Origin of the sequence: Nonomuraea spiralis (genome assembly GCF_014648435.1) — a bacterium.
GTDB classification, from domain to species: domain Bacteria; phylum Actinomycetota; class Actinomycetes; order Streptosporangiales; family Streptosporangiaceae; genus Nonomuraea; species Nonomuraea spiralis.
In genome coordinates this window covers 13856-33523 of record NZ_BMRC01000017.1, presented here as the reverse complement: position 1 = coordinate 33523, position 19668 = coordinate 13856, and the positions used below count along the sequence as shown (strand labels likewise).

The window sequence follows — 19668 nt, the reverse complement described above, 5'->3', positions numbered from 1 at the left end:
CATGCCATGCGAACACACCTGGTCATCGCCCTGGTGGCGGCCTGCGCGCTCGGCGCTGGATGCGGGCGGTCCACCACGGATGCGGCGACCCCCACGCCGCCCTCCTCGACCGGCAAGAACGCCAAGGACCTCGTCCCCGATTCCGTACGGAAGTCGGGCGAGCTGCGCATGGCGACGTCGGAAGGCTATCCCCCGATGGAGATGTACAAGCCGGGCACCCAGGAGATGACCGGCGTCGACGCCGACCTGGCCGTGGCCGTCGGCGAGCGGCTCGGGCTGAAGACCCGGATCATCAACGCCTCCTTCGACGGTCTCATCCCGGGACTGCAGGGCGGCAGGTGGGACATCGCCATGGCCGCGCTCAGCGACCTCGAACAGCGCCGCAAGGCCGTCGACTTCGTCGACTACTTCAACGCCGGCGGCTCGATCATGGTCAAGAAGGGCAACCCCGAGGGCATCAAGACCCTCGAAGACCTGTGCGGCAAGAAGGTCGTCCTGGCCAAGGGCAGCTCCAACCTGGAGATCGGCAAGCGCCAGAACGAGAAGTGCGCCCAGAAGATGGAGATCATGCAGAGTGAGGACGCCCCCACCGGCCTGCTCACCATCGACTCCGGCCGTACGGTCGCCACGATCGTCGACTCCCCCGTCGCCGCCATGTACGCCAAGGAGACCGGCAAGTACGAGGTCCTGTCCGAGCAGTACGACGCCGGACCGTGGGGCATCGCGATCGACAAGAAGCAGACCGGCCTGCGCGACGCCGTCGCCAAGGCGCTCCAGGAGCTGATCGACAGCGGCGAGTACGGCAAGATCCTGGAGAGGTACGGCACGACGGCCAACGCCGTGCCCAAGGTCACGATCAACACCGGCGCATGACCGAGCTCCCGATCGAGGCGGTGAAGCCGCCCAGGCCAGGGCGGCTCGTCGCGGCTGTGGTCGCGGCCCTCGTGATGGCGTGGCTGGCCTACACGGTCATCGTCAACCCCAACCTCCACTGGGACGTGATCGCCGAGTTCCTGCTGGACGGCCGGGTGCTCGGCGGCCTGTGGATCACGATCGCGCTCACCGCGCTGTCCATGGTCATCGGCGTCGCGCTCGGTGTGTTCGCCGCCGTCATGCAGCTCTCGGACAGCCCGGTGCTGCGCGGCGCGGCCGGCCTCTACACCTGGTTCTTCCGCGGCACGCCGCTGCTGGTGCAGCTCATCTTCTGGTTCAACATCGGCCTGGTCTTCCCCGAGATCGGGCTCGGCGTGCCGTTCGGCGGGCCGATGTTCCTCCAGTGGCCGGCCAACGAGCTGATCACGCCGTTCACGGCGGCGCTGCTCGGGCTGACGATCAACGAGGGCGCGTACATGGCCGAGATCGTCCGCGCGGGCATCCGTTCGGTCGATCCGGGGCAGCGGGAGGCGGCCGAGTCGCTGGGCATGACGCACCGGCAGATCCTGCGCAGGGTCGTGCTGCCCCAGGCGATGCGGGTGATCATCCCGCCGACCGGCAACCAGTTCATCTCGATGCTGAAGACCACCTCGATGGTCTCGGTCATCTCCGGCGCGGAGTTGCTGACCGTGTCACAGCGCATCTACCTGGACAACTTCGAGGTGATCGCGCTGCTGGTGGTCGCCTCGACGTGGTACCTGCTGCTCACCAGCGTGGCCACCGTCGGCCAGCGCTCCCTGGAGAGGAGGTTCAGCCGTGGCCACTAGCATGGTGAAGATCGAATCGGTCAGGAAGCGCTTCGGCCAGCTTGAGGTGCTGAAGGGCGTGAGCCTCGACGTGCCGGCCGGCGCGGTGGTGTGCGTGGTGGGCCCGTCCGGGTCCGGCAAGTCGACGCTGCTGCGTTGCGTCAACCGGCTGGAGACGATCGACGCGGGCCGGGTCTGGGTGGACGGTGAGCTCATGGGCTTCAGCGAGCAGGGCGGCAAGCTCCACCTGCTGCGCCCCGGCGACCTGTGCCGCCAGCGCCAGGAGATCGGCATGGTCTTCCAGCGTTTCCACCTGTTCCCGCACATGACGGCGCTGGAGAACGTCATGGAGGGCCCGTGCACGGTCAAGCGCCTGTCGAAGGCGGCTGCGGCCGAGCGGGCGATGACGCTGCTCGAACGGGTGGGGCTGGCCGACCGGGCCGGCTACTACCCCCGGCAGCTCTCGGGCGGCCAGCAGCAGCGGGTCGCGATCGCCCGCAGCCTGGCCATGGACCCCAAACTCATGCTGTTCGACGAGCCGACCAGCGCGCTCGACCCCGAGCTGGTGCAGGAGGTGCTTCAGGTCATGCGCGACCTGGCGGCGAGCGGGATGACGATGATCGTGGTGACCCATGAGATGGGCTTCGCCAGAGAGGCGGGCGACCACCTGGTGTTCATCGACGACGGCGTGATCGTGGAGGAGGGACCGCCCCGCGAGGTGCTGTCCTCGCCGCGTCACGAACGTACCCGCGCCTTCCTCGGGCAGGTGCTGTGAACGGCTCGCTACTCGTGAAGGGTCCGGCCGCGTGAGCCTCGACGTACTGATCAGCGGTGGTCTCGTCGCCGACGGGACGGGCGCGCCGTTGCGCCGTGCCGACGTCGGCGTCCGCGGTGACCGCCTCGTCCTGCTGCCCGAGGGCGGGCCGTCCGACGGGGGCGGGGGGCGGGTGATCGACGCCGCCGGGCTGGTGGTCGCGCCCGGGTTCATCGACGTCCACACCCATTCCGACGCGGTCACCCTGCTCGGCGAGGCCGGTCGCGACCTGGCCGCCGCGCCCGTGCTCATGGGCGTCACCGTGGAGATCTGCGGCAACTGCGGGTCGAGCCTGTTCCCCGCGCTGCCCGAGCGGGTGCCGGCGCTGCGCCGGTCAAGCCGCGCCGGTTTCGGCGGTGATATCCCGATATTTCAGGACTACGACGGGTTTGTGGAGGCGCATGAGCACGCCCCCCGGTCGAACCACCTGACCTCCCTCGTCGGCCACGGCACCCTGCGGGCCGGCGTGCTCGGCTACGAGGACCGCCCGGCCACCCCCTCCGAGCTCGACACCATGTGCGCGCTGCTGGACGACGCCCTGGCCGCCGGCGCCGCCGGCCTGTCCACCGGTCTCATCTACACCCCCGGCACGTACGGCGACACCGCCGAGGTGGTCGCGCTGGCCCGCGTCGCGGCCCGGCACGGCAAGCCGTACGTCACCCACCTGCGCGACGAGATGTCCCGCGTCGAGGAGGCGCTGGAGGAGGCCGTCGAGATCGCCCGCAGGAGCGGGGCCGCGCTGCACGTCAGCCACCACAAGACCGCGGGACGGCACGCCTGGGGCAAGACCCTGCGCACGCTCCCCCGCATGGCCGAACTGCGTGCCCAGGGCATGGACCTCACCTGCGACGTCTACCCCTACACCGAGGGCAGCACGTCGCTGTCGGCGATGTTCCCCCCGTGGGCCAACGACGGCGGCACCGAGGCGCTGCTCGACCGGCTGCGCGACCCCGGCCAGCGGGCCAGGATGCGCGAGGCGATCGAGGTCGGCGTGCCCGGCTGGGAGAACACGGTCGGCAACGGCGGCTGGGACCGCATCTCGGTCGCCTGCGCCACCCGCCACCCCGAGGCCGAGGGCCGCACGATCGCCGAACTGGGCGGCGACCCCGTGGACACCGCCGCCGAACTGCTCCTCGCCGAGGAGGGCGAGGTGACGATCATCAGCCACTCGATGCGCGAGGACGACGTCCAGCGGGTCCTGACCGGCGAGTTCACGATGATCGGCTCGGACGGCGTGCCCAAGCCCGGCCATCCGCACCCCCGCCTGGCCGGCACCTTCCCCAGGGTGCTCGGCCGCTACTCCCGCGACCAGGGCCTGTTCCCGCTGGAGGTCGCGGTCCACAAGATGACCGGCATGGCGGCCGACCGGTTCGGCCTGGCCGGCAGGGGCGTCGTACGCGACGGCGCGCACGCCGACCTGGTGCTCCTCGACCCCGCCACGGTGGCCGACGGCGCCACGTACGCCGATCCGCTGCTGCCTCCCGTCGGCATCCGGGCCGTCGTCGTGGCCGGCCGGATCGCCGTCGAGGACAACAAGCTCACCGAGGACAGACCAGGAAGGATCATCGGCCGGTGAACGACATCACGCTCGCCGTCGCGACGCGGGATCTGGTGACGGGCGACTTCCACGGCGTCAACGAGGACGCCGAGCTGCCGCTGGCCAGCGTCGGCAAGCTGCTGCTGCTGGCCGAGGTGGCGATGAGCGTCGAGGGCGGCATCCTGGACCCCGAAACGCCCGTGACGCTGCACGACGACGACTACTGCGGCGGCTCGGGGCTGCTGCTGTCGCTGTCCGGGCGGAGCTGGACGATCGGCGACCTCGCCCTGCTGACCGCCGCGATCAGCGACAACACCGCCACGAACGCCCTGCTGCGCACGATCGGCGTGGACCGCGTCAACGCGGCGGCCGCGGCGCTCGGGTTGTCGCGTACCCGGCTGCTCGACCGCATCAGGGAGCCGCGCGGCCCGCAGGACCCGCCGACGTTCGCGATCGGCACCGCGGCCGAGCTCTCCGGCCTGGCCGCGCTCGTCGCCGGGACGGGCGGCTGGCAGTCGATCATGCGCGGCTGGATGCGGCAGAACACCGACCACGGGCTCGTCCCCGCCCTGGTCAGGCACGATCCCGAGGGCGACTGGCTGGCCAACAAGACCGGCACCGACGAGGGCGTACGGTCCGACGTCGGCATCATGGACGGCCGGATCGCCTACGCCGTCCTCGCCCACGGGCCCGCGGGCAGCGAGCACGACCTGACCTCCGCCGTACGGCGGGCCGGTCTGGACGTCGCCGCCCGCCTCAGCGCAGCGAAGGCTCCATCGAGTTCCTGAGCTGGGCCGAGGCCGTACGCAGGTAGGCCAGGAAGAACCGGGCGGCCGGGTTGGGATTGGTCGGCCGCCTGGCCACGCCGATCCTGCGGAACAGGTTGGGCGTGGCCAGGCGGCAGGTGTGCAGCCCGGTCGCGCCCTGCAGGCCGAGGCTCGGCACCAGCGCGACGCCGAGCCCGGCCCGTACCAGGCCGATCGTCACCTCGTAGTGGTCGCTGCGGCAGCGGATCTGCGGCGAGAAACCCTCCAGCGTGCTGGCCCGCTCAAGGATCGACACCGGGTGCTCGGCGCCGAACGTGGTGATCCAGGGCTCGTCGGCCAGGTCGGCCAGCCGTACCTTGGGCCGCTGGGCGGCGGGGTGGCCGGTCGGCAGGACCAGGAGCTGGGGCTCGTCGAACAGGTGCACCACCTCCACCCCTTCGGGGCACTTCCACGGGTCGAGGGCGTGCTCGAACACCACCAGCACGTCCAGCGCCCCGCGCTCCAGATCGGGCAGCAGCTCGTACGGCTGGCCCTCCACCAGGTCGAGCGCCACGTTCGGGTACCTGGAGGCGAAGCGCGACAACGCCAGCGGCAGCAGCCGGTAGCCGGCGGAGGCGAAGAAGCCGATGCGCAGTTCGCCGGCGTCCACCCGGGCCTGGGCGAGCAGGTCCTTCTCGGCCGCCTCGATGATGTCGACGACCTCCTGGGCCCGGATGGCCAGGCGGCGTCCCGCCTCGGTCAGCCGAAGGCTCTGGGCGTTGCGCTCGACCAGCCCGACCCCCGCCTCCTGCTCCAGCCGGGAGAGCTGGTGGGACACGGCGGACGGCGACAACTTCAGCTCCCTGGCCGCACCGGCGATGCTGCCCGTCCTGAACACCTCAAGCAGGACACGCAGCCGGTTACTACTCAACACGGGACCAAGGGTACGAGCCCGCAAGCACTGCGCCGAGCCGGCCCTACGGACAGTGCAGGCGGGCCGGGTCGGGTTTCCGGTGCAGGCGGGCCGGGTCGGTGGCGCTCGCGGCCGCTTTTCCGTCCAGTGCCCAGCCCTCGCCGTACGCCGCGGCGAAGGACTCCTCACCGAGCGCGGCCCGCCCCCGTCCGGTGAGCTCGCGGACCTGCCGGTCGGTACGGTCGTGGGCACCACGCAACCGGGCGGCGACACCGAGCAGCACGGCCGACTCCCGCCGCCGCCCGTACGCCTCGGCCAGCGCGGCCACGTTCACCGCCACCAGCGACAGGATCGGCAGGTCCCCGGTCTCCAGCGCCGCCGCGTACGCCCCGGTCAACGCCCTCTCCGCACCGGCCAGGTCGCCCAGCCCCAGGCAGAGCGCGGCCCGTACGCAGCCGACCAGCGTCCACACGTGGTCGCGGAGGAACGTGCCGCCCTCGCGCAGGCCGCGTTCGGCGTCGTCGAGCAGCCGCCGCGCCCGGTCCAGGTCGCCGTGCCGGGCCCAGAAGCCCGCCTCCCGCGCGTCGACCAGGATCAGCATGTCCGCCGAACCCGCGCGCCCGGCCCGGTCGCGGGTCTCGCCGAGCAACACGACCGCCCGGTCGGTGTCGCCGCGCAGCAGGTGCAGGTCGATCCGGCGCAGATCCCGGTACACCTCGTCGCGCAGGCTGAGCGAGCCGAACTCGCCGGCCAGCGTACGGGCCTCGCGCAGGTCGGCCAGCGCGCCGTCGAGGTCGCCGTCGTACTGCCGGAGCTGGGCGCGCATCGGCAGCGCGCCGGCCTGGCCCCAGCGGTCGCCGGCCTGCCGGAAGCGGGCCAGGGCCGCCTCGACGTCGGCGCGCATGCCGTCCAGCTCGCCCGCGTTCTCGGCGAACCGGGCCCGGAACATGTGGGCCAGCCCGGACATCCACACGTCGTCCCCGCCCGCCAGCTCGTCGAGCATCGCCGCCCTGGTCGCCTCCTCCTGCACGAGCGCGGCGAGCACGCCGTACGGGCCGGGCAGCTCCGCGTACGCGCGCAGCCTGGCGGCCGGCTCGCGCGTCTCCGCCTCGCTGCCGGGCCCGCTGAACAGGTGGATCGCGAGGGCGCAGTCGCGGGCCGGAGTCGGCTCGCCGCCGGGCACCGCCAGCGCCTCGCCCAGCCAGTGGGCCGCGTCGTCGTCCCGGCCGAACATCTGCCAGTACCAGGTCAGGTTCAGCGCCAGGGCGACCGCGCCGGAGGCGTCGCCGGTCTCGCACCGGCGGCGCAGGGCGGCCAGCGCGTTGTCGTACTCGGCGCCGATGATCCGCATCGCCCTGAGCTGGCCGGGTCCGCGCAGCTCCGGGTCCTGCCGGGCCGTCAGCTCGGCGAAGTACCCCGCGGCCAGGTCACGTACGGCGCCGAGCTCGCCCCGCTCGGCCAGGCGACCGGTGCCGTACTCGCGCAGCGTCTCCAGCATGCGGTAGCGGCCCGGGTCGGGCGCGAGCTGCAACAACGACCGGTCGACCAGGGCCGCGAGCAGGTCGGGGACGTCGGCGGCGGGCACGGCGGTGCCCGCGCGGACGGCGGTGGCCGAGGCGGGCGTGACGCCGCCCGGCAGCACGGAGATGCGTTCCGCGAGGATGCGCTCGTGCTCGCCCAGCGGTTCCCAGCTCCAGGCGATGACCGCGCGCAGCGTACGGTGCCGGGGCAGGGCCGTACGGTTGCCGGTGGTCAGCAGCCGGAACCGGTCGGACAGCCCGTCGGCCAGCTCGGGCAACGACAGCGTACGCAGCCGGGCCGCGGCCAGCTCCAGCGCCAGCGGCATCCCGTCCAGGCCGCGGACCACCCGCCGGACCTCGGGCAACGTGGTGTCGTCCAGCTCGAAGCCCGGCCGTACGGCCGCGGCCCGCTCGGTGAACAGGCGCACCGACGCCGCCCGCCCGGCCTGCTCGACGCCGTCGTCCGGGCCGGGCAGCGCGAGCGGGCCGAGCGGCACCAGCGCCTCGCCGTCCACCGCGAGGGGTTCGCGGCTGGTGGCCAGGACTCGCAGGCCGGCGCATCGGGGCAACAATGCCGCGACCAGGTGGGCCACGGCGTCGATCAGGTGCTCGCAGTTGTCGACCAGCAGCAGGCTCTCCCGCCCGCCGAGCCGCTCCACCAGCACGTCCAGCTCGTCACCCTCGCTGCGCGTGCGGACCTCGTCTGGGGTCCGCGTGCGGGCGTCGTACTGGGTCCGCGTGCGGGCCTCGAAGACCGCGCCCCCGCGCAGGCCGATCCCGGCGAGCACGGCCGCGCCGACCTTGGCCGGTTCGGTGACCGAGGCGAGGTCGATCATCCAGGCGCCGTCGCGGTACTGGTGGCGGTGACGGCGGGCGGCCTCGACGGCGAGGCGCGTCTTGCCGGCGCCTCCCGGGCCGAGCACGGTCACCAGACGTCCGGCGGCCAGCAGCGCACCGACCCGGGCAAGGTCGTCGTCCCGCCCGACGAAGCTGGTCAACGGCACCGGCACGTTCCCGCCCTCGGTCCGTACGGCGGTGGAGGGAGCGGGGGGCGCGGCGCGGAGGAGGTGCAGGTGGCGGTCGCGCAGGGCGGCGCCGGGGTCGGTGCCGAGGACGTCGGCCAACGTCTCACGGACGTGCTCGTACAGGGCCAGGGCGTCGGCCTGGCGTCCCTGGGCGGCGAGCGCGTCCATGAGCAGCGCGGCCGCCCGTTCATGGACGGGCCGACCGGCGAGCAGCGCGGTCAGGCGTACGGCGGCCGCGTCCGCACGCCCCAGCGACAACTCGGCGTCGGCGAGGTCGGCGACGGCCTCGACCGAGGCGTGGGCCAGCCAGGTCGCGGTGGCGGGCGCGACCCCGGCGACAACCGCGGGCTCGTCCCCGGGACGATCACCCCACAGTGCCACGGCCTCCCCGAGCACGCCCGCCGCGGCCTCCACGTCACCGGCGCGCAGACGGTCACGCCCCGCGGCGGCGAGTTGCCCGAACCGCAGCACGTCCACATCGGACGGATCCACGGCCAGCCGGTAGCCGCCCGCGGCCTGCGTGACGTCCCCGGCCGAGCCGAGCGTCCGGCGTAACCGCGAGACGAGGGCCTGTAGCGCGTGGCCGGGACCGGCCGGCGGATCCTCGGCCCAGATCGCGTCCACGAGGACACCCTGCTCGACCGGACGCCCCCCGGCGAGCGCCAGCCGTACGAACAACGCCTGCGACCGCGCGCCGGGAACGGCCAGGACGGTGTCACCGCGCGACACCCGCAAGGCGCCGAGCAGCGTGACGCGAAGCCCCGCATCCCCATCCATGTCCTGATTTTCCCGCACACCTCCTGATGCCCCCGAACGACCGTGGTGCTCCGGCGGGCACCGCGCTCACGCGGCACGGTACGGCGGCGTCAGCGGCATGTGCGCGCCGTGTGAGCGGCCCACGCCAGTCTCTGGCGTACCCGAGAGACCAGCGATGACGAGGAGACCTCATGAACCCCACGCGAACACCCCTGGACGGCACCCCGGCAGGCGGCGTCCCGGTGAATGGTGGCAGGAGGGAAGCTCATGCATGACGTGGTGATCGTGGGCGCCGGCCCGGTCGGTCTGTTCCTCGCCTGCGAGCTCGCCCTCGCGGGCTGCTCCGTCCTGGTGCTCGAACGCGAGCCGGAGCCCCGCTCCCCCTGGAAGGCGCACCCGCTCGGGATGCGCGGCCTGTCCGCCGCGTCCGTCGAGGCGTTCGACCGCCGCGGGATGTTGCCGCCGCTGCTGACGGCATCGGGCGTGCCCGCCCGCTCCGGCGACGACGCCACCTCACCCCCTCCGGGCGACAAGCCGTCGCGTCCTCGCAGCGCGGGCCACTTCGCCGGTATGACGCTCGATCCGGCCATGGTCGACGTCGCCGCCCTGCCCTTCCGGCTGCCCGGCCCGGCGGCGGAGGGCGTGCTGACGACCCTCGAAGCGGTCGAGACGGTGTTGTCGGAGCGCGCGTACGAGCTGGGCGTGGAGATCAGGCGCGGCGTCGCGGTCACAACCCTCACCCAGGACGACGACCGCGCCCTCCTGGGCGACGGCGAGCACGAGTACGCCGCGCGCTGGGTCGTCGGCTGCGACGGCGGCCGCAGCACGGTACGCGGCCTGGCGGGCTTCGAGTTCGCCGGCACCGAGCCGCAGTTCACCGGGTACGTCATGCTCGCCGACGTCGCCGATCCCGGGAAGCTGCGTCCCGGGTTCAACCTGACGCCGACCGGCATGTACCTCCGGATGCCCGCGGCGGGGCACCTCGGCGTGATGGAGTTCGACGAGGGCGCGTTCGACCGCTCGCGGCGGCCGGACCGCGAACACCTCCAGGCGGTTCTGCGCCGGGTGTCCGGCACCGACGTGACCTTGGACGAGGTACGTTTCGCCGCCAGCTTCACCGACCGGGCGAGGCAGGCGACGACGTACCGGCGGGGGCGCGTCCTGCTCGCGGGGGACGCCGCCCACGTCCACTCCCCCCTCGGCGCGCAGGGGCTCAACCTCGGCCTCGGCGACGCGCTGAACCTGGGCTGGAAACTCGCGGCGACCGTCCACGGACACGCGCCGGACGGCCTGCTCGACACCTACACCCGCGAACGCCGACCGATCGGCGCGTCCGTGCTCGACTGGACGCGCGCCCAGACGGCCGTCATGAAACCCGACCCGCACGCCCAGGCGATCCAGGCGGTGGTCCGCGACCTGCTCGCGACCCGCGACGGGACGACGTACGTCTTCGGCAGGCTCTCAGGAGCCTCGGCCCGCCACGACCTCGGCGGCGAGCACCCGCTGATCGGCCGCAACGCCCCCGGCCTCCGCCTTGAGGACGGCACCCGCCTCGGCGACCTGCTGCGGGACGGACGCGGCGTCGCCCTCGACCTGAGCGCCGACCGGCCCCTGCGCCGCACGGCGACGGGCTGGGCGAGCCGGATCCGGTACGCGTCCGGCCCGGCCCGCGACGACCTCGGGCTGGGCGCCGTGCTCGTCCGGCCCGACGGCGTCGTCGCCTGGGCCGCCGATGGCGTCCCTGATCGCGAGGCGTTCGAACGCGCCGCCGGCCGCTGGTTCGGCCTCCCCTCATCCTCGAAGTCACAGGAGCTCGTATGACGATCAACCTCCGGCCGGGCAGCACCGTGATGTTCACCGGCGACTCGATCACCGACAGCCAGAGGCTGGACAGCGAGCACGGCCTCGGGTTCGGCTACCCGCTGCTCGTGGCGGGCGAGTGGGGACTGCGGCACCCGGACCGGCCCGTGACCTGGCTGAACTCCGCGGTCGCCGGCCACAAGGTGATGGACCTCGAACCCCGCTGGCAGACGGACGTCCTCGACGCGCGCCCGGACGTGGTGTCGATCCTCGTCGGCATCAACGACGTCGGCTGGCACTCCTACGACCCCGACGGCCATGTGATCCCCGCCGAGGACTACGCGGCGGGCTACGACCGCCTGCTCGCGCCCCTCGCCGAGGCCGGCGCCGACCTGATCCTCGTCGAACCGTTCCTGCTGCCGGTCAGCGGCCTCGTCCAGGTCGTCCACAGCCGCCTCGGTGTGGAGGAACGCCGGAAGTGGCGTGCCGACCTGGACCCGAAGATCCAGGCCGTACGCGAACTCGCCCACAAGTACGGCGCCCACCTGCTCGCCGCCGACGGCCTGTTCGCCGGGCTCTCCGCGACGACCGGGCCGGAGTACTGGGCCGAGGACGGCGTGCACCCGACCCTCGCCGGCCACGCCGCCCTGGCCGCCGCCTGGCTCGGCCTGGTCGCCTGACCGCCCGGGTGCGCCTCCCCGAGGCTCAGCGCTTGTTGACGCGGATGGAGATGATCGTGCCGGGCGGGATGGAGGCGGAGGAGACCTGCCCGGGAGAGACCCATGGGCCGATGTTGTAGACGTACCCGACGCTGGGGTTGACGTGCAGGACGGTGATCGCGACCTGGTGCTGGCCCGTACCACCGGTGCAGCGGCTCTCGGCCGTCGAGCCGTTCACGCTGGTGGTGCAGCCGTCGGGGACGGCGTACGCGGCCGGGGCGAAGCCCGCGAGCAGCGCGGTGGTGAGCATGGTCGCGGCGGGCAGGGCCCACTTTCTGGTTCGCACGGGTACGCCTCCTGAGACCGAAGGGATTCTCTTAGGAAACTTTCCTAAAAGAACCGCGCCGTCAACCCCTCCCGCCACCCGGCGTACCGATCACCCAGAACCGGACACGACAACAACGGCCCGGAGACGGCCCGGAGAAGGCCCGGAGACGGCCCGGACATGCGAAACGGCCCCTACCTCGCGGCATCGCCGCAGGTAGAGGCCGTTTTCTCTCAAGCAGACATCTTCTTCTTGAGGTTCTCGTCCAGGGCGGCCAGGAAGTCCTGGGTGGTGAGCCACTTGGCGTCGCCGCCGACCAGCAGCGCGAGGTCCTTGGTCATCTGGCCGCTCTCGACCGTCTCGATGCAGACCTGCTCCAGCTTGGCAGCGAACTCCGTCACGGCGGGGGTGTTGTCGAGCTTGCCGCGGTGGGCCAGGCCACGGGTCCACGCGAAGATCGAGGCGATCGGGTTCGTGGAGGTGGGGTTGCCCTTCTGGTGCTCACGGTAGTGGCGCGTCACGGTGCCGTGGGCGGCCTCGGCCTCGACGGTCTGGCCGTCGGGGGTCATGAGGACGGAGGTCATCAGGCCGAGCGAGCCGAAGCCCTGCGCGACGGTGTCGGACTGCACGTCGCCGTCGTAGTTCTTGGCGGCCCAGACGTAGCCGCCCTCCCACTTGAGGGCCGCGGCGACCATGTCGTCGATCAGGCGGTGCTCGTAGGTGAGCCCGGCCTTCTCGAAGTCGGCCTTGAACTCGGTCTCGAAGATCTCGGCGAAGATGTCCTTGAAACGGCCGTCGTACGCCTTGAGGATGGTGTTCTTCGTCGAGAGGTAGACCGGGTAGTTGCGGGCCAGGCCGTAGCGCATGGAGGCGCGGGCGAAGTCGCGGATCGACTCGTCGAGGTTGTACATCGCCATGGCGACGCCGCCGCCCGGGAAGTCGTACACGTCGAGCTCGATCGGCTCGGAGCCGTCCTTCGGCGTGTACGTGAGGGTCAGGGTGCCCTCGCCGGGGATGACCAGGTCGGTGGCGCGGTACTGGTCGCCGAAGGCGTGACGGCCGACGACGATCGGCTTGGTCCAGCCGGGTACGAGCCGCGGCACGTTCGACATGATGATCGGCTCACGGAAGATCACGCCGCCGAGGATGTTGCGGATGGTCCCGTTGGGGGACTTCCACATCTTCTTGAGCCCGAACTCCTCGACCCGCGCCTCGTCCGGGGTGATGGTGGCGCACTTCACACCGACGCCGTACTTCTTGATGGCGTTGGCGGCGTCGATGGTGACCTGGTCGTCCGTCGAGTCACGGTACTCGATCCCCAGGTCGTAGTACTTCAGGTCGACGTCGAGGTAGGGAAGGATCAGCTGGTCCTTGATGAACTGCCAGATGATCCGGGTCATCTCGTCGCCGTCGAGCTCGACGACGGGACCCTCCACCTTGATCTTGGGCATGCGAATGGTTCCCCTTCAATGAATGGATGCGTTGAGGCTATCGGACCGTCCCGTCAACCGGCCAAAAGGGACAGAAGCCAAGCCTTGAACGCGTTGTTGTACAGCGCGAGCGAGGTCAGGGCCAGCAGGAATCCGAACGCGGTCAGCGTGATGACGTCCATCTTCTTGCTGCGGACGGCCAGTTGCCCGTCGTACCCGGCGAACCGGAGCGCGGCGGCGATCATCAGCACGCCGCCCAGCGCGAACCCGCCCCAGCGCGGGTCCACCAACAGGATCACGAGCACGGTGGCTACCGCTCCCGCCACAACCAGCGGGAACGGTCCCCAGCGTTCGCGTTCGTTCTCTCGGCTCAACGCTCTTCTATTGGCTTCCACTTCTGATCGCGCTCGCCAATGTATTCACTGTCGGGCCGGATCAGCCTGTTGTCGGCGTGCTGCTCGATCACGTGCGCGGTCCAGCCGGACATGCGGCTGATCGAGAAGACGGGGGTGAACAGGTCCGTCGGGATGCCAAGGTAGTGGTAGACCGACGCCGCATAGAAATCGACGTTCGGATAGAGGCCCTTCGTCTCGAAGACGACCTCCTCCATCTCCTTCGACATCCGGTAATAGGTGTCGTCGCCGGTGGACTCGGCCAGCTCGGCCGACATCCGGCGCAGGTGGGTGGCGCGCGGGTCCTCGGTCTTGTAGACGCGGTGCCCGAAGCCCATGATCTTCTCGCCCGCGGCCAGCTTGTCGCGTACGGCCTGGGCCACCCCGCCCGGCGGGATCGACTCCAGCGTCTTCATGACCTGCTCGTTCGCGCCGCCGTGCAGCGGGCCCTTGAGCGTGCCGATGGCCGCGACGATCGCAGAGTGCATGTCCGACAGGGTCGCCGCGCACACGCGGGCGGCGAAGGTGGAGGCGTTCATGGTGTGGTCGGCGTGCAGGACCAGGCACTCGTCGAAGATCTCGACCTCGCGCGCCTCGGGGGCGCGGCCGGTGACCTGGAGCAGGAAGTTGCCGGCGATGCTGAGCGCGGGGTCGGCCTCGGGGACCGTGCCGCCGGTGCGCTCGGCGTGGTAGCGGGCGACCAGCACGGGCTGCTGCGCGGTCAGGCGCGCCGCCTTGCGCAGGTTGGCCTCGGGTGCGCTGGAGTCCTTGTCGGGGTCGTCGGCGCCGGCGAGGGAGACGAGTGAGCGGAGCGCCTCCATGGGCTTCTGCTTCTCGGCGATCTCCGCGACGTTCGCCGCGACCAGCCCGCCGAGCTCCCTGCCCTGCGCCAGCTCGGCGCCGTACGCCTCCAGCTCGGCGCGGGTGGGCAGCTTGCCGTGCTGCAGCAGGTGCGCGGTCTCCTCGAACGTCGCTCGGCCGGCCAGATCGTGGATGTCGTATCCACGGTAGAAGAGGCGACCGGCCTTTCCGTCGATGTCGCTCAGCGCTGTGGACGCCGCTACGACATCGGCCAGGCCTTTCGTGGGCTTGTCCGCCATGAGTGATTCCTCCGCTTATCTTCCTCCGAAGTCTACCCGTGAGCAGGTAAAACCGTCCGCAGAGGTCCAGACCAATTTCACGCCGGATTCTCCTTTCGGCAAAGGAGATTCCGCATCCCCTCGGTTGGGTAAGCCGGAGCTGTAGTAATAGTTACGGCGGGCTACCTGGGGAGGAACTGCCGTGGAGGGGCCGTTCATACGCATCGAGGACACCGGCGACGTGGTCCCGTTGCGCCCCGAGATCACGACGGTCGGGAGGGGCCGGGGTGTAGACATCCGGCTCACCGACCCCAGTGTGTCTCGACTCCATGCCGAGTTCGTCAGACGAGGACCCTACCTGTACGTCGTTGACCTGGGCCTGTCCCGCAACGGCACACGGGTGAACGGCAGGCCGATCGCCCGGAGGGTGCTCGACGACGGCGACGTCGTCTCGTTCGGCGCGGCGCGGGGTCGCATCGGTGGAGTCCCCCGTGAGGACTTCACCCCCGAGGTCGAGCTGCGCAGGGCGGCGGCGCCCGAGCTGACCAGGCGCGAGGTCGACGTACTGACCTCGCTCTGCAGGCCGGCGCTGTCCGACGAGGCGTTCGTCGCTCCGGCGACGGCACGCGAGATCGCCGACGACCTGGTCGTGACCGAAGCCGCGGTCAAGCAGCATCTGCTGCGGCTCTACCAGAAGTTCAGGATTCCTGAGGGCACCAACCGCCGCACGCGCCTCGCCAACGAGGTCGTCGCGCTCGGGCTGGTGCGCCCGACCCCTGTGGTGCCACCGCAGCGGTCGGCGGGCGCCGCGGCTGAACAGCCGTCGGCGGCCGGTAGGAGGGCTTCCTAGAGGAAGCCGGATCGCGACCGGGGCTTCGGCGAGGGGTTCCGGCAGCGTCGGAACCATCGACAGATCACCGTGCCCATCCCTGCTGGGCGCGGAACAGGCGAGGGCGGGTGACCGCGGACCGAAAGGCCCGCGGCGCGCGTGCCGGGCTTGTCGCCGGTCGGGAAACGTCCCGGCGACGCGCGCTGGTCAGCCATGCGCGCGGCGCCGGAGATGAACGTTTCCTTACCGGCGTATTTCAGATCACCCGAAAACCGTTGCTGGGCTTGCTGGTCCTGTTGGCCCGGTCCACGGCGACCGCGTAGTAGTGGTCGCCGCGCTTGCCGTCGGGGTCCGTCCAGCGGATCTGCCGGTCACCGGGCACGACCGCGACGAGGTTGCGCGCGTCGGCGAAGGCGTTCTGGCCGGCTTCGCCCGGGAAGCGGAAGATCGCGAACTGGAACGGCTCGTTCCGGCCGGTGGCGACCAGGCGTACCTCGACGCCGCCCGTACGGCGCAGCGCGTAGGCCACGACCGGGCGGCGCGGCGGTTCGCCGTTCGCCAGGCGGGGCAGCACGGGCGCCAGGGCGGGCCGCTGGTAGTGGTCGTTCACGGTGGTCGTGATGGAGGCGAGCCGGTCCACCTTGACGTCGTTGGCGTTGTACCAGATGTCGCCGCCGACCTCGGGGTGGGCGCGGTTGAGCGTCAGGTGCCTGGACAGCTCGGCCGGGTTCTGCCATTCGGCGGCCTGGGCCGGGTCACCCGCCTTGTACGCGGCCTGCCCGATCCACAGCAGCGTGTTCGTGCCCGAGGCCACGTCCGACCACCACGGGACGAGCTTGGAGTAGTCGGCCGGCGGCTGGCCGATGTACCAGTAGAGCTGCGGCGCGATGTAGTCCAGCCAGCCCTTCTTGACCCAGCCCCTGGTGTCGGCGTGCAGGTTGTCGTAGGACTGGCCGCCGTTGGTCTCGGAGCCGAGCGGGTCGGTGCCCTTGTTGCGCCAGATGCCCGACGGGCTGATGCCCCAGGCGATCTCCGGCTTGGCCTGGAGGACGCGCTGCTGCATCTCGCTGACCATGAGGTCGACGTTGTTGCGCCGCCAGGCGGCCAGGTCGGGGAAGCCGGCGCCGTACTTGGCGAACGCCGCGCTGTCGTCGAAAGCTGTGGTGTTGGTCGGGTAGAAATAATCGTCGAAGTGCAGGCCGTCGATGTCGTAGCGGGTGATCGCGTCCATCATCGCGTCCTGGCAGAACTTGCGGACCTCGGGCATGCCCGGGTTGTAGTAGAGCTTGCCGCCGAACGGCAGGATCCAGTCGGGGTTCTTGCGACCGGGGTGTTCGGGGTGCAGCTTGCTCGGGTCGGGCTGCATGGACACGCGGTAGGGGTTGAACCAGGCGTGGAAGGCCAGGCCGCGCTTGTGGGTCTCCTCCACGGCGAACCCGAGCGGGTCGTAGCCGGGGTCCTGCCCCTGGGTGCCGGTCAGGTACTGCGACCACGGCTCGTACGACGACGGCCAGAACGCGTCGGCGGTGGGCCTGATCTGCACGAACACCGAGTTGAGCTTGCGCTGAACGGCCACGTCGAGCCAGGCGAGGTATTCGGCCTTCTGCTCGTCGGCGCTCAGCCCCGGCTTCGAGGGCCAGTTGATGTTGACCACGGAAGCGATCCACATGCCGCGCATCTGACGCAGCGGGGGGACATAGTCGGCCTGGGCGAAGGCCGGCAGCGGCACGGCGGACGCGGCGGCGGCGAGAGCGAGACCCTTCAGGAGAGTCCTTCTGCTGGGCATGGGGGGTGGCCTCTCGACAATGGTTGTGTCGAGGGCGACGATGACAGAAAATTACCTTCAGATCAACAACCGTGAAGGAAAATGCCGCATGAGCGCAGAGCTGGTCCGACTTGCGATGACGGTGCTCCAGCCGGGGTTCGAGGGGACGTCGCCCCCCGACTGGCTGCGCCGCGCGCTGGGTGAGGGCCTCGGCGGGGTCATCCTGTTCGCCCGCAACTCCATCGACGAGCAGGTCGTCCGTTCGGTGCGCGCCGAGAATCCCGGCGCGATCGTCGCGATCGACGAGGAGGGCGGCGCGGTCACCCGGCTCGAAGTGCTCGCCGGCAGCTCCTTCCCCGGCAACCGGGCACTGGGCGTGGCCGACGACGTCGATCTCACCGAGCGGGTGGGTCGTCAGATCGGCAGGATGCTCGCCGAGCTGGACATCTCACTCAACTACGCCCCCTCCGCCGACGTGAACGCCAACCCGGAGAACCCGGTGATCGGCGTACGTTCGTTCGGGCCCGATCCGGATCTCGTCGCCCGCCACACCGTCGCGTACGTGGCCGGGGTGCAGGGAGCCGGCGTGGCCGCCTGCGCCAAGCACTTCCCCGGGCACGGCGACACGATCACCGACTCCCACCTGGCGCTGCCCACCGTGCACGCCTCGCGGGCGGTACTCGACGAGCGCGACCTGCCGCCGTTCCGGGCCGCGATCGCGTACGGGGTGCGCTCGATCATGTCCGGTCACCTGCTGGTGCCCGCGCTGGACCCGTCGATGCCGGCGACGCTCAGCCACAGCGCCCTGACCGACCTGCTCAGGGGCGAGCTCGGCTTCGACGGCGTGGTCGTCACCGACGCGATCGAGATGCAGGCGGTGGCCGACATGTTCGGCCCCGGGGAGATCGCGGTGCGCGCGCTGGCCGCCGGCGCCGACACGATCTGCGCGGGCCGGGCCGACGAGCACAGCCTGCGCGAGATGCGCGACGCGATCGTCGCCGCCGTACGCTCGGGCACGCTGAAGGAGGAACGGCTGGCCGAGGCGGCCGAACGGGTGCTGGCACTGTCCGCCTGGTACGCCGACCGGGCCGCGCTGCGCGAGAAGGCCGTCGCCGACGTGGACGAAAGCGTCGGGCTGGAGGTCGCCAGGGCCGCGCTGACCACGACCGGCGCCGCCGTGCTCGACCGCGGCCCACTGGTCGTGGAGGTCAACACCCGGCTCAACCAGGCCGTCGATCCCGCCACGCCGACCGGCATCGCGGCGGCCCTCACCGCGCGGCTGCCGACCACGGCCAGGGTGCGCCTGGACCCCGACGGCGAGCTGCCCGCCCTCGACGACCGGCCCGTGGTGCTCGTCGTGCACGACGCGGCGCGGCACCCGTGGGTGCGCGAGGCGGTGGCCCGGGTGCTCGCCGCCCGGCCGGACGCGATCGTGGTGGACACCGGCATCAGCGACGCCCCCGTCGGCGCCGCGCACCTCGCCACGCACGGCATCTCCCGCGTCTCCGCGCAGGCGGCGGCCGAATGGCTGACACGTTGAGCACCGAACCCGCGAACCCGGTCGCCACCGTACGCGCGGTGTTGCCGTCGCTGACCCCGGCGGCCCAGGCCATCGGCCGCATCATCATGGACGACCCCGGCCTGGTCGTACGGAGCACGATCACCGAGTTCAGCGTGGTGTCGGGCACGAGCGAGGCCACGATCGTACGGACCGCGCGGGCACTCGGCTTCGCCGGGTACTCGCAGATGCGCTTCGCGCTGGCCGCCGCCGTGGCCAAGGAGCCGGAACGCCTGGTGCCCGGCGACCTGGCCCCCGACGACCCGCTGACGGACGTGATCGCCAAGGTGGCGCGGGCGGAGTCGGACGCGCTGGCGGACACGGCCGCGCAGCTCGACCCCGACCAGCTCGGCGAGGTCGTCCAGGCCATCGCGATGGCGCGGCGGGTGGACGTCTACGGCGTCGCGGCCTCCGGCCTGGTGGCCGCCGACATGTCGCAGAAGTTGTTGCGCATCGGCCTGTCCAGCCATCCCTTCAGCGACGCGCACCTGGCCCTGACCAGCGCCGCGCTGCTGCGGGAGGGCGACGTCGCGGTGGCGATCAGCTGCAGCGGCGAGACGCCGGACGTGCTGGTCCCGGCCCGTACGGCGGCCGAGGCGGGGGCGCTGATCGTGGCGATCACCAACAACCCGCGCTCGTCGCTGGCCGACCTGGCCCGGCACACACTGGTGTCGGCCGGCCGGGAGACGGCCTTCCGGCCCGGGGCGCTGGCCAGCCGGATCAGCCAGCTCCTCATCGTGGACTGCATCTTCGTCGGCCTGGCCCAGCGCACCTACGACCGGGCCGACGCGGCGATCCGCGCCACCCGCGACGCGACCGACCGCTACCGCAACCGGTGACG

General features: G+C 71.6%; 17 protein-coding genes. 10 read left to right on the top strand and 7 right to left on the bottom strand.

Annotation, left to right across the window (positions count from 1 at the left end; all coding sequences use genetic code 11):
* Window positions 1–6 precede the first annotated feature (6 nt).
* Genes IEZ27_RS34180 through IEZ27_RS34160 form a run of 5 tightly spaced genes read left to right on the top strand, consistent with a single transcriptional unit; the run spans window position 7 to window position 4818 of the window.
* Window positions 7–873 (top strand): ABC transporter substrate-binding protein, encoded by an 867-nt coding sequence (locus IEZ27_RS34180; RefSeq protein ID WP_189651029.1) that lies wholly within the window; start codon window positions 7–9, stop codon window positions 871–873.
* Window positions 870–1700 carry an amino acid ABC transporter permease gene (locus tag IEZ27_RS34175; protein WP_189651028.1) on the top strand — a complete coding sequence of 277 codons (831 nt, stop codon included), beginning with the start codon at window positions 870–872 and terminating at the stop codon, window positions 1698–1700. Before IEZ27_RS34180 ends, IEZ27_RS34175 begins: the two co-directional genes overlap by 4 nt.
* A 1-nt stretch (window position 1701) precedes the next feature.
* A complete protein-coding gene (locus IEZ27_RS34170; RefSeq protein ID WP_189651159.1) occupies window positions 1702–2454 on the top strand; it encodes an amino acid ABC transporter ATP-binding protein in 753 nt (250 codons plus the stop codon).
* Window positions 2455–2485: 31 nt separating this feature from the next.
* A complete protein-coding gene (locus IEZ27_RS34165) occupies window positions 2486–4069 on the top strand; it encodes an N-acyl-D-amino-acid deacylase family protein (RefSeq protein ID WP_189651027.1) in 1584 nt (527 codons plus the stop codon).
* Window positions 4066–4818: a serine hydrolase gene (locus IEZ27_RS34160; protein ID WP_125644428.1), complete on the top strand. Its 753-nt coding sequence runs from the start codon at window positions 4066–4068 to the stop codon at window positions 4816–4818. The genes IEZ27_RS34165 and IEZ27_RS34160 overlap by 4 nt, the downstream gene beginning before the upstream one ends.
* On the opposite strand, the gene IEZ27_RS34155 is transcribed toward IEZ27_RS34160, so the two are convergent.
* Both IEZ27_RS34155 and IEZ27_RS34150 read right to left on the bottom strand, forming a co-directional pair.
* Window positions 4787–5710 carry a LysR family transcriptional regulator gene (locus IEZ27_RS34155; protein ID WP_189651026.1) on the bottom strand — a complete coding sequence of 308 codons (924 nt, stop codon included), beginning with the start codon at window positions 5708–5710 and terminating at the stop codon, window positions 4787–4789. The genes IEZ27_RS34160 and IEZ27_RS34155 overlap by 32 nt on opposite strands.
* A 43-nt stretch (window positions 5711–5753) precedes the next feature.
* Window positions 5754–9011, bottom strand: a complete 3258-nt coding sequence (locus IEZ27_RS34150; RefSeq protein ID WP_189651025.1) for a BTAD domain-containing putative transcriptional regulator — start codon at window positions 9009–9011, stop codon at window positions 5754–5756.
* A 246-nt stretch (window positions 9012–9257) separates the two neighbouring features.
* On the opposite strand from IEZ27_RS34150, the gene IEZ27_RS34145 reads away from it, so the two are divergent.
* Both IEZ27_RS34145 and IEZ27_RS34140 read left to right on the top strand, forming a co-directional pair.
* Window positions 9258–10811 (top strand): FAD-dependent oxidoreductase, encoded by a 1554-nt coding sequence (locus IEZ27_RS34145; RefSeq protein WP_189651024.1) that lies wholly within the window; start codon window positions 9258–9260, stop codon window positions 10809–10811.
* Window positions 10808–11470 (top strand): GDSL-type esterase/lipase family protein, encoded by a 663-nt coding sequence (locus tag IEZ27_RS34140; protein ID WP_189651023.1) that lies wholly within the window; start codon window positions 10808–10810, stop codon window positions 11468–11470. The genes IEZ27_RS34145 and IEZ27_RS34140 overlap by 4 nt, the downstream gene beginning before the upstream one ends.
* Before the next feature lie 25 nt (window positions 11471–11495).
* Here the strand turns inward: IEZ27_RS34140 and IEZ27_RS34135 are convergent, their stop codons facing one another.
* From IEZ27_RS34135 to IEZ27_RS34120, 4 genes are all read right to left on the bottom strand, one after another.
* Window positions 11496–11795, bottom strand: coding sequence for a hypothetical protein (locus IEZ27_RS34135; protein WP_125644438.1), 300 nt, complete (start codon window positions 11793–11795; stop codon window positions 11496–11498).
* A 212-nt stretch (window positions 11796–12007) separates the two neighbouring features.
* Window positions 12008–13225: an NADP-dependent isocitrate dehydrogenase gene (locus IEZ27_RS34130; protein ID WP_189651022.1), complete on the bottom strand. Its 1218-nt coding sequence runs from the start codon at window positions 13223–13225 to the stop codon at window positions 12008–12010.
* Window positions 13226–13278: 53 nt separating this feature from the next.
* On the bottom strand, window positions 13279–13530 hold the full coding sequence (locus tag IEZ27_RS34125) for a DUF3017 domain-containing protein (RefSeq protein ID WP_260478246.1): 252 nt from the start codon (window positions 13528–13530) through the stop codon (window positions 13279–13281).
* 44 nt (window positions 13531–13574) lie between these two features.
* A complete protein-coding gene (locus IEZ27_RS34120; RefSeq protein WP_125644442.1) occupies window positions 13575–14696 on the bottom strand; it encodes a citrate/2-methylcitrate synthase in 1122 nt (373 codons plus the stop codon).
* 181 nt (window positions 14697–14877) lie between these two features.
* Between IEZ27_RS34120 and IEZ27_RS34115 the strand changes: the two genes are divergently transcribed.
* Window positions 14878–15525 (top strand): FHA domain-containing protein, encoded by a 648-nt coding sequence (locus IEZ27_RS34115; RefSeq protein ID WP_125644444.1) that lies wholly within the window; start codon window positions 14878–14880, stop codon window positions 15523–15525.
* A gap of 235 nt (window positions 15526–15760) precedes the next feature.
* Here IEZ27_RS34115 and IEZ27_RS34110 read toward each other — a convergent pair whose 3' ends face one another.
* The gene (locus tag IEZ27_RS34110) at window positions 15761–17290 is read right to left on the bottom strand and encodes a glycoside hydrolase family 10 protein (RefSeq protein WP_189651021.1); all 1530 of its coding nucleotides are present in this window, start codon (window positions 17288–17290) and stop codon (window positions 15761–15763) included.
* An 88-nt stretch (window positions 17291–17378) separates the two neighbouring features.
* Between IEZ27_RS34110 and IEZ27_RS34105 the strand changes: the two genes are divergently transcribed.
* Together IEZ27_RS34105 and IEZ27_RS34100 are read left to right on the top strand one after the other, a co-directional pair.
* Complete coding sequence (locus IEZ27_RS34105) at window positions 17379–18809, top strand: glycoside hydrolase family 3 protein (protein ID WP_189651020.1); 1431 nt, start codon at window positions 17379–17381, stop codon at window positions 18807–18809.
* A complete protein-coding gene (locus IEZ27_RS34100) occupies window positions 18794–19666 on the top strand; it encodes a MurR/RpiR family transcriptional regulator (protein ID WP_189651019.1) in 873 nt (290 codons plus the stop codon). Before IEZ27_RS34105 ends, IEZ27_RS34100 begins: the two co-directional genes overlap by 16 nt.
* Window positions 19667–19668: the final 2 nt, after the last annotated feature.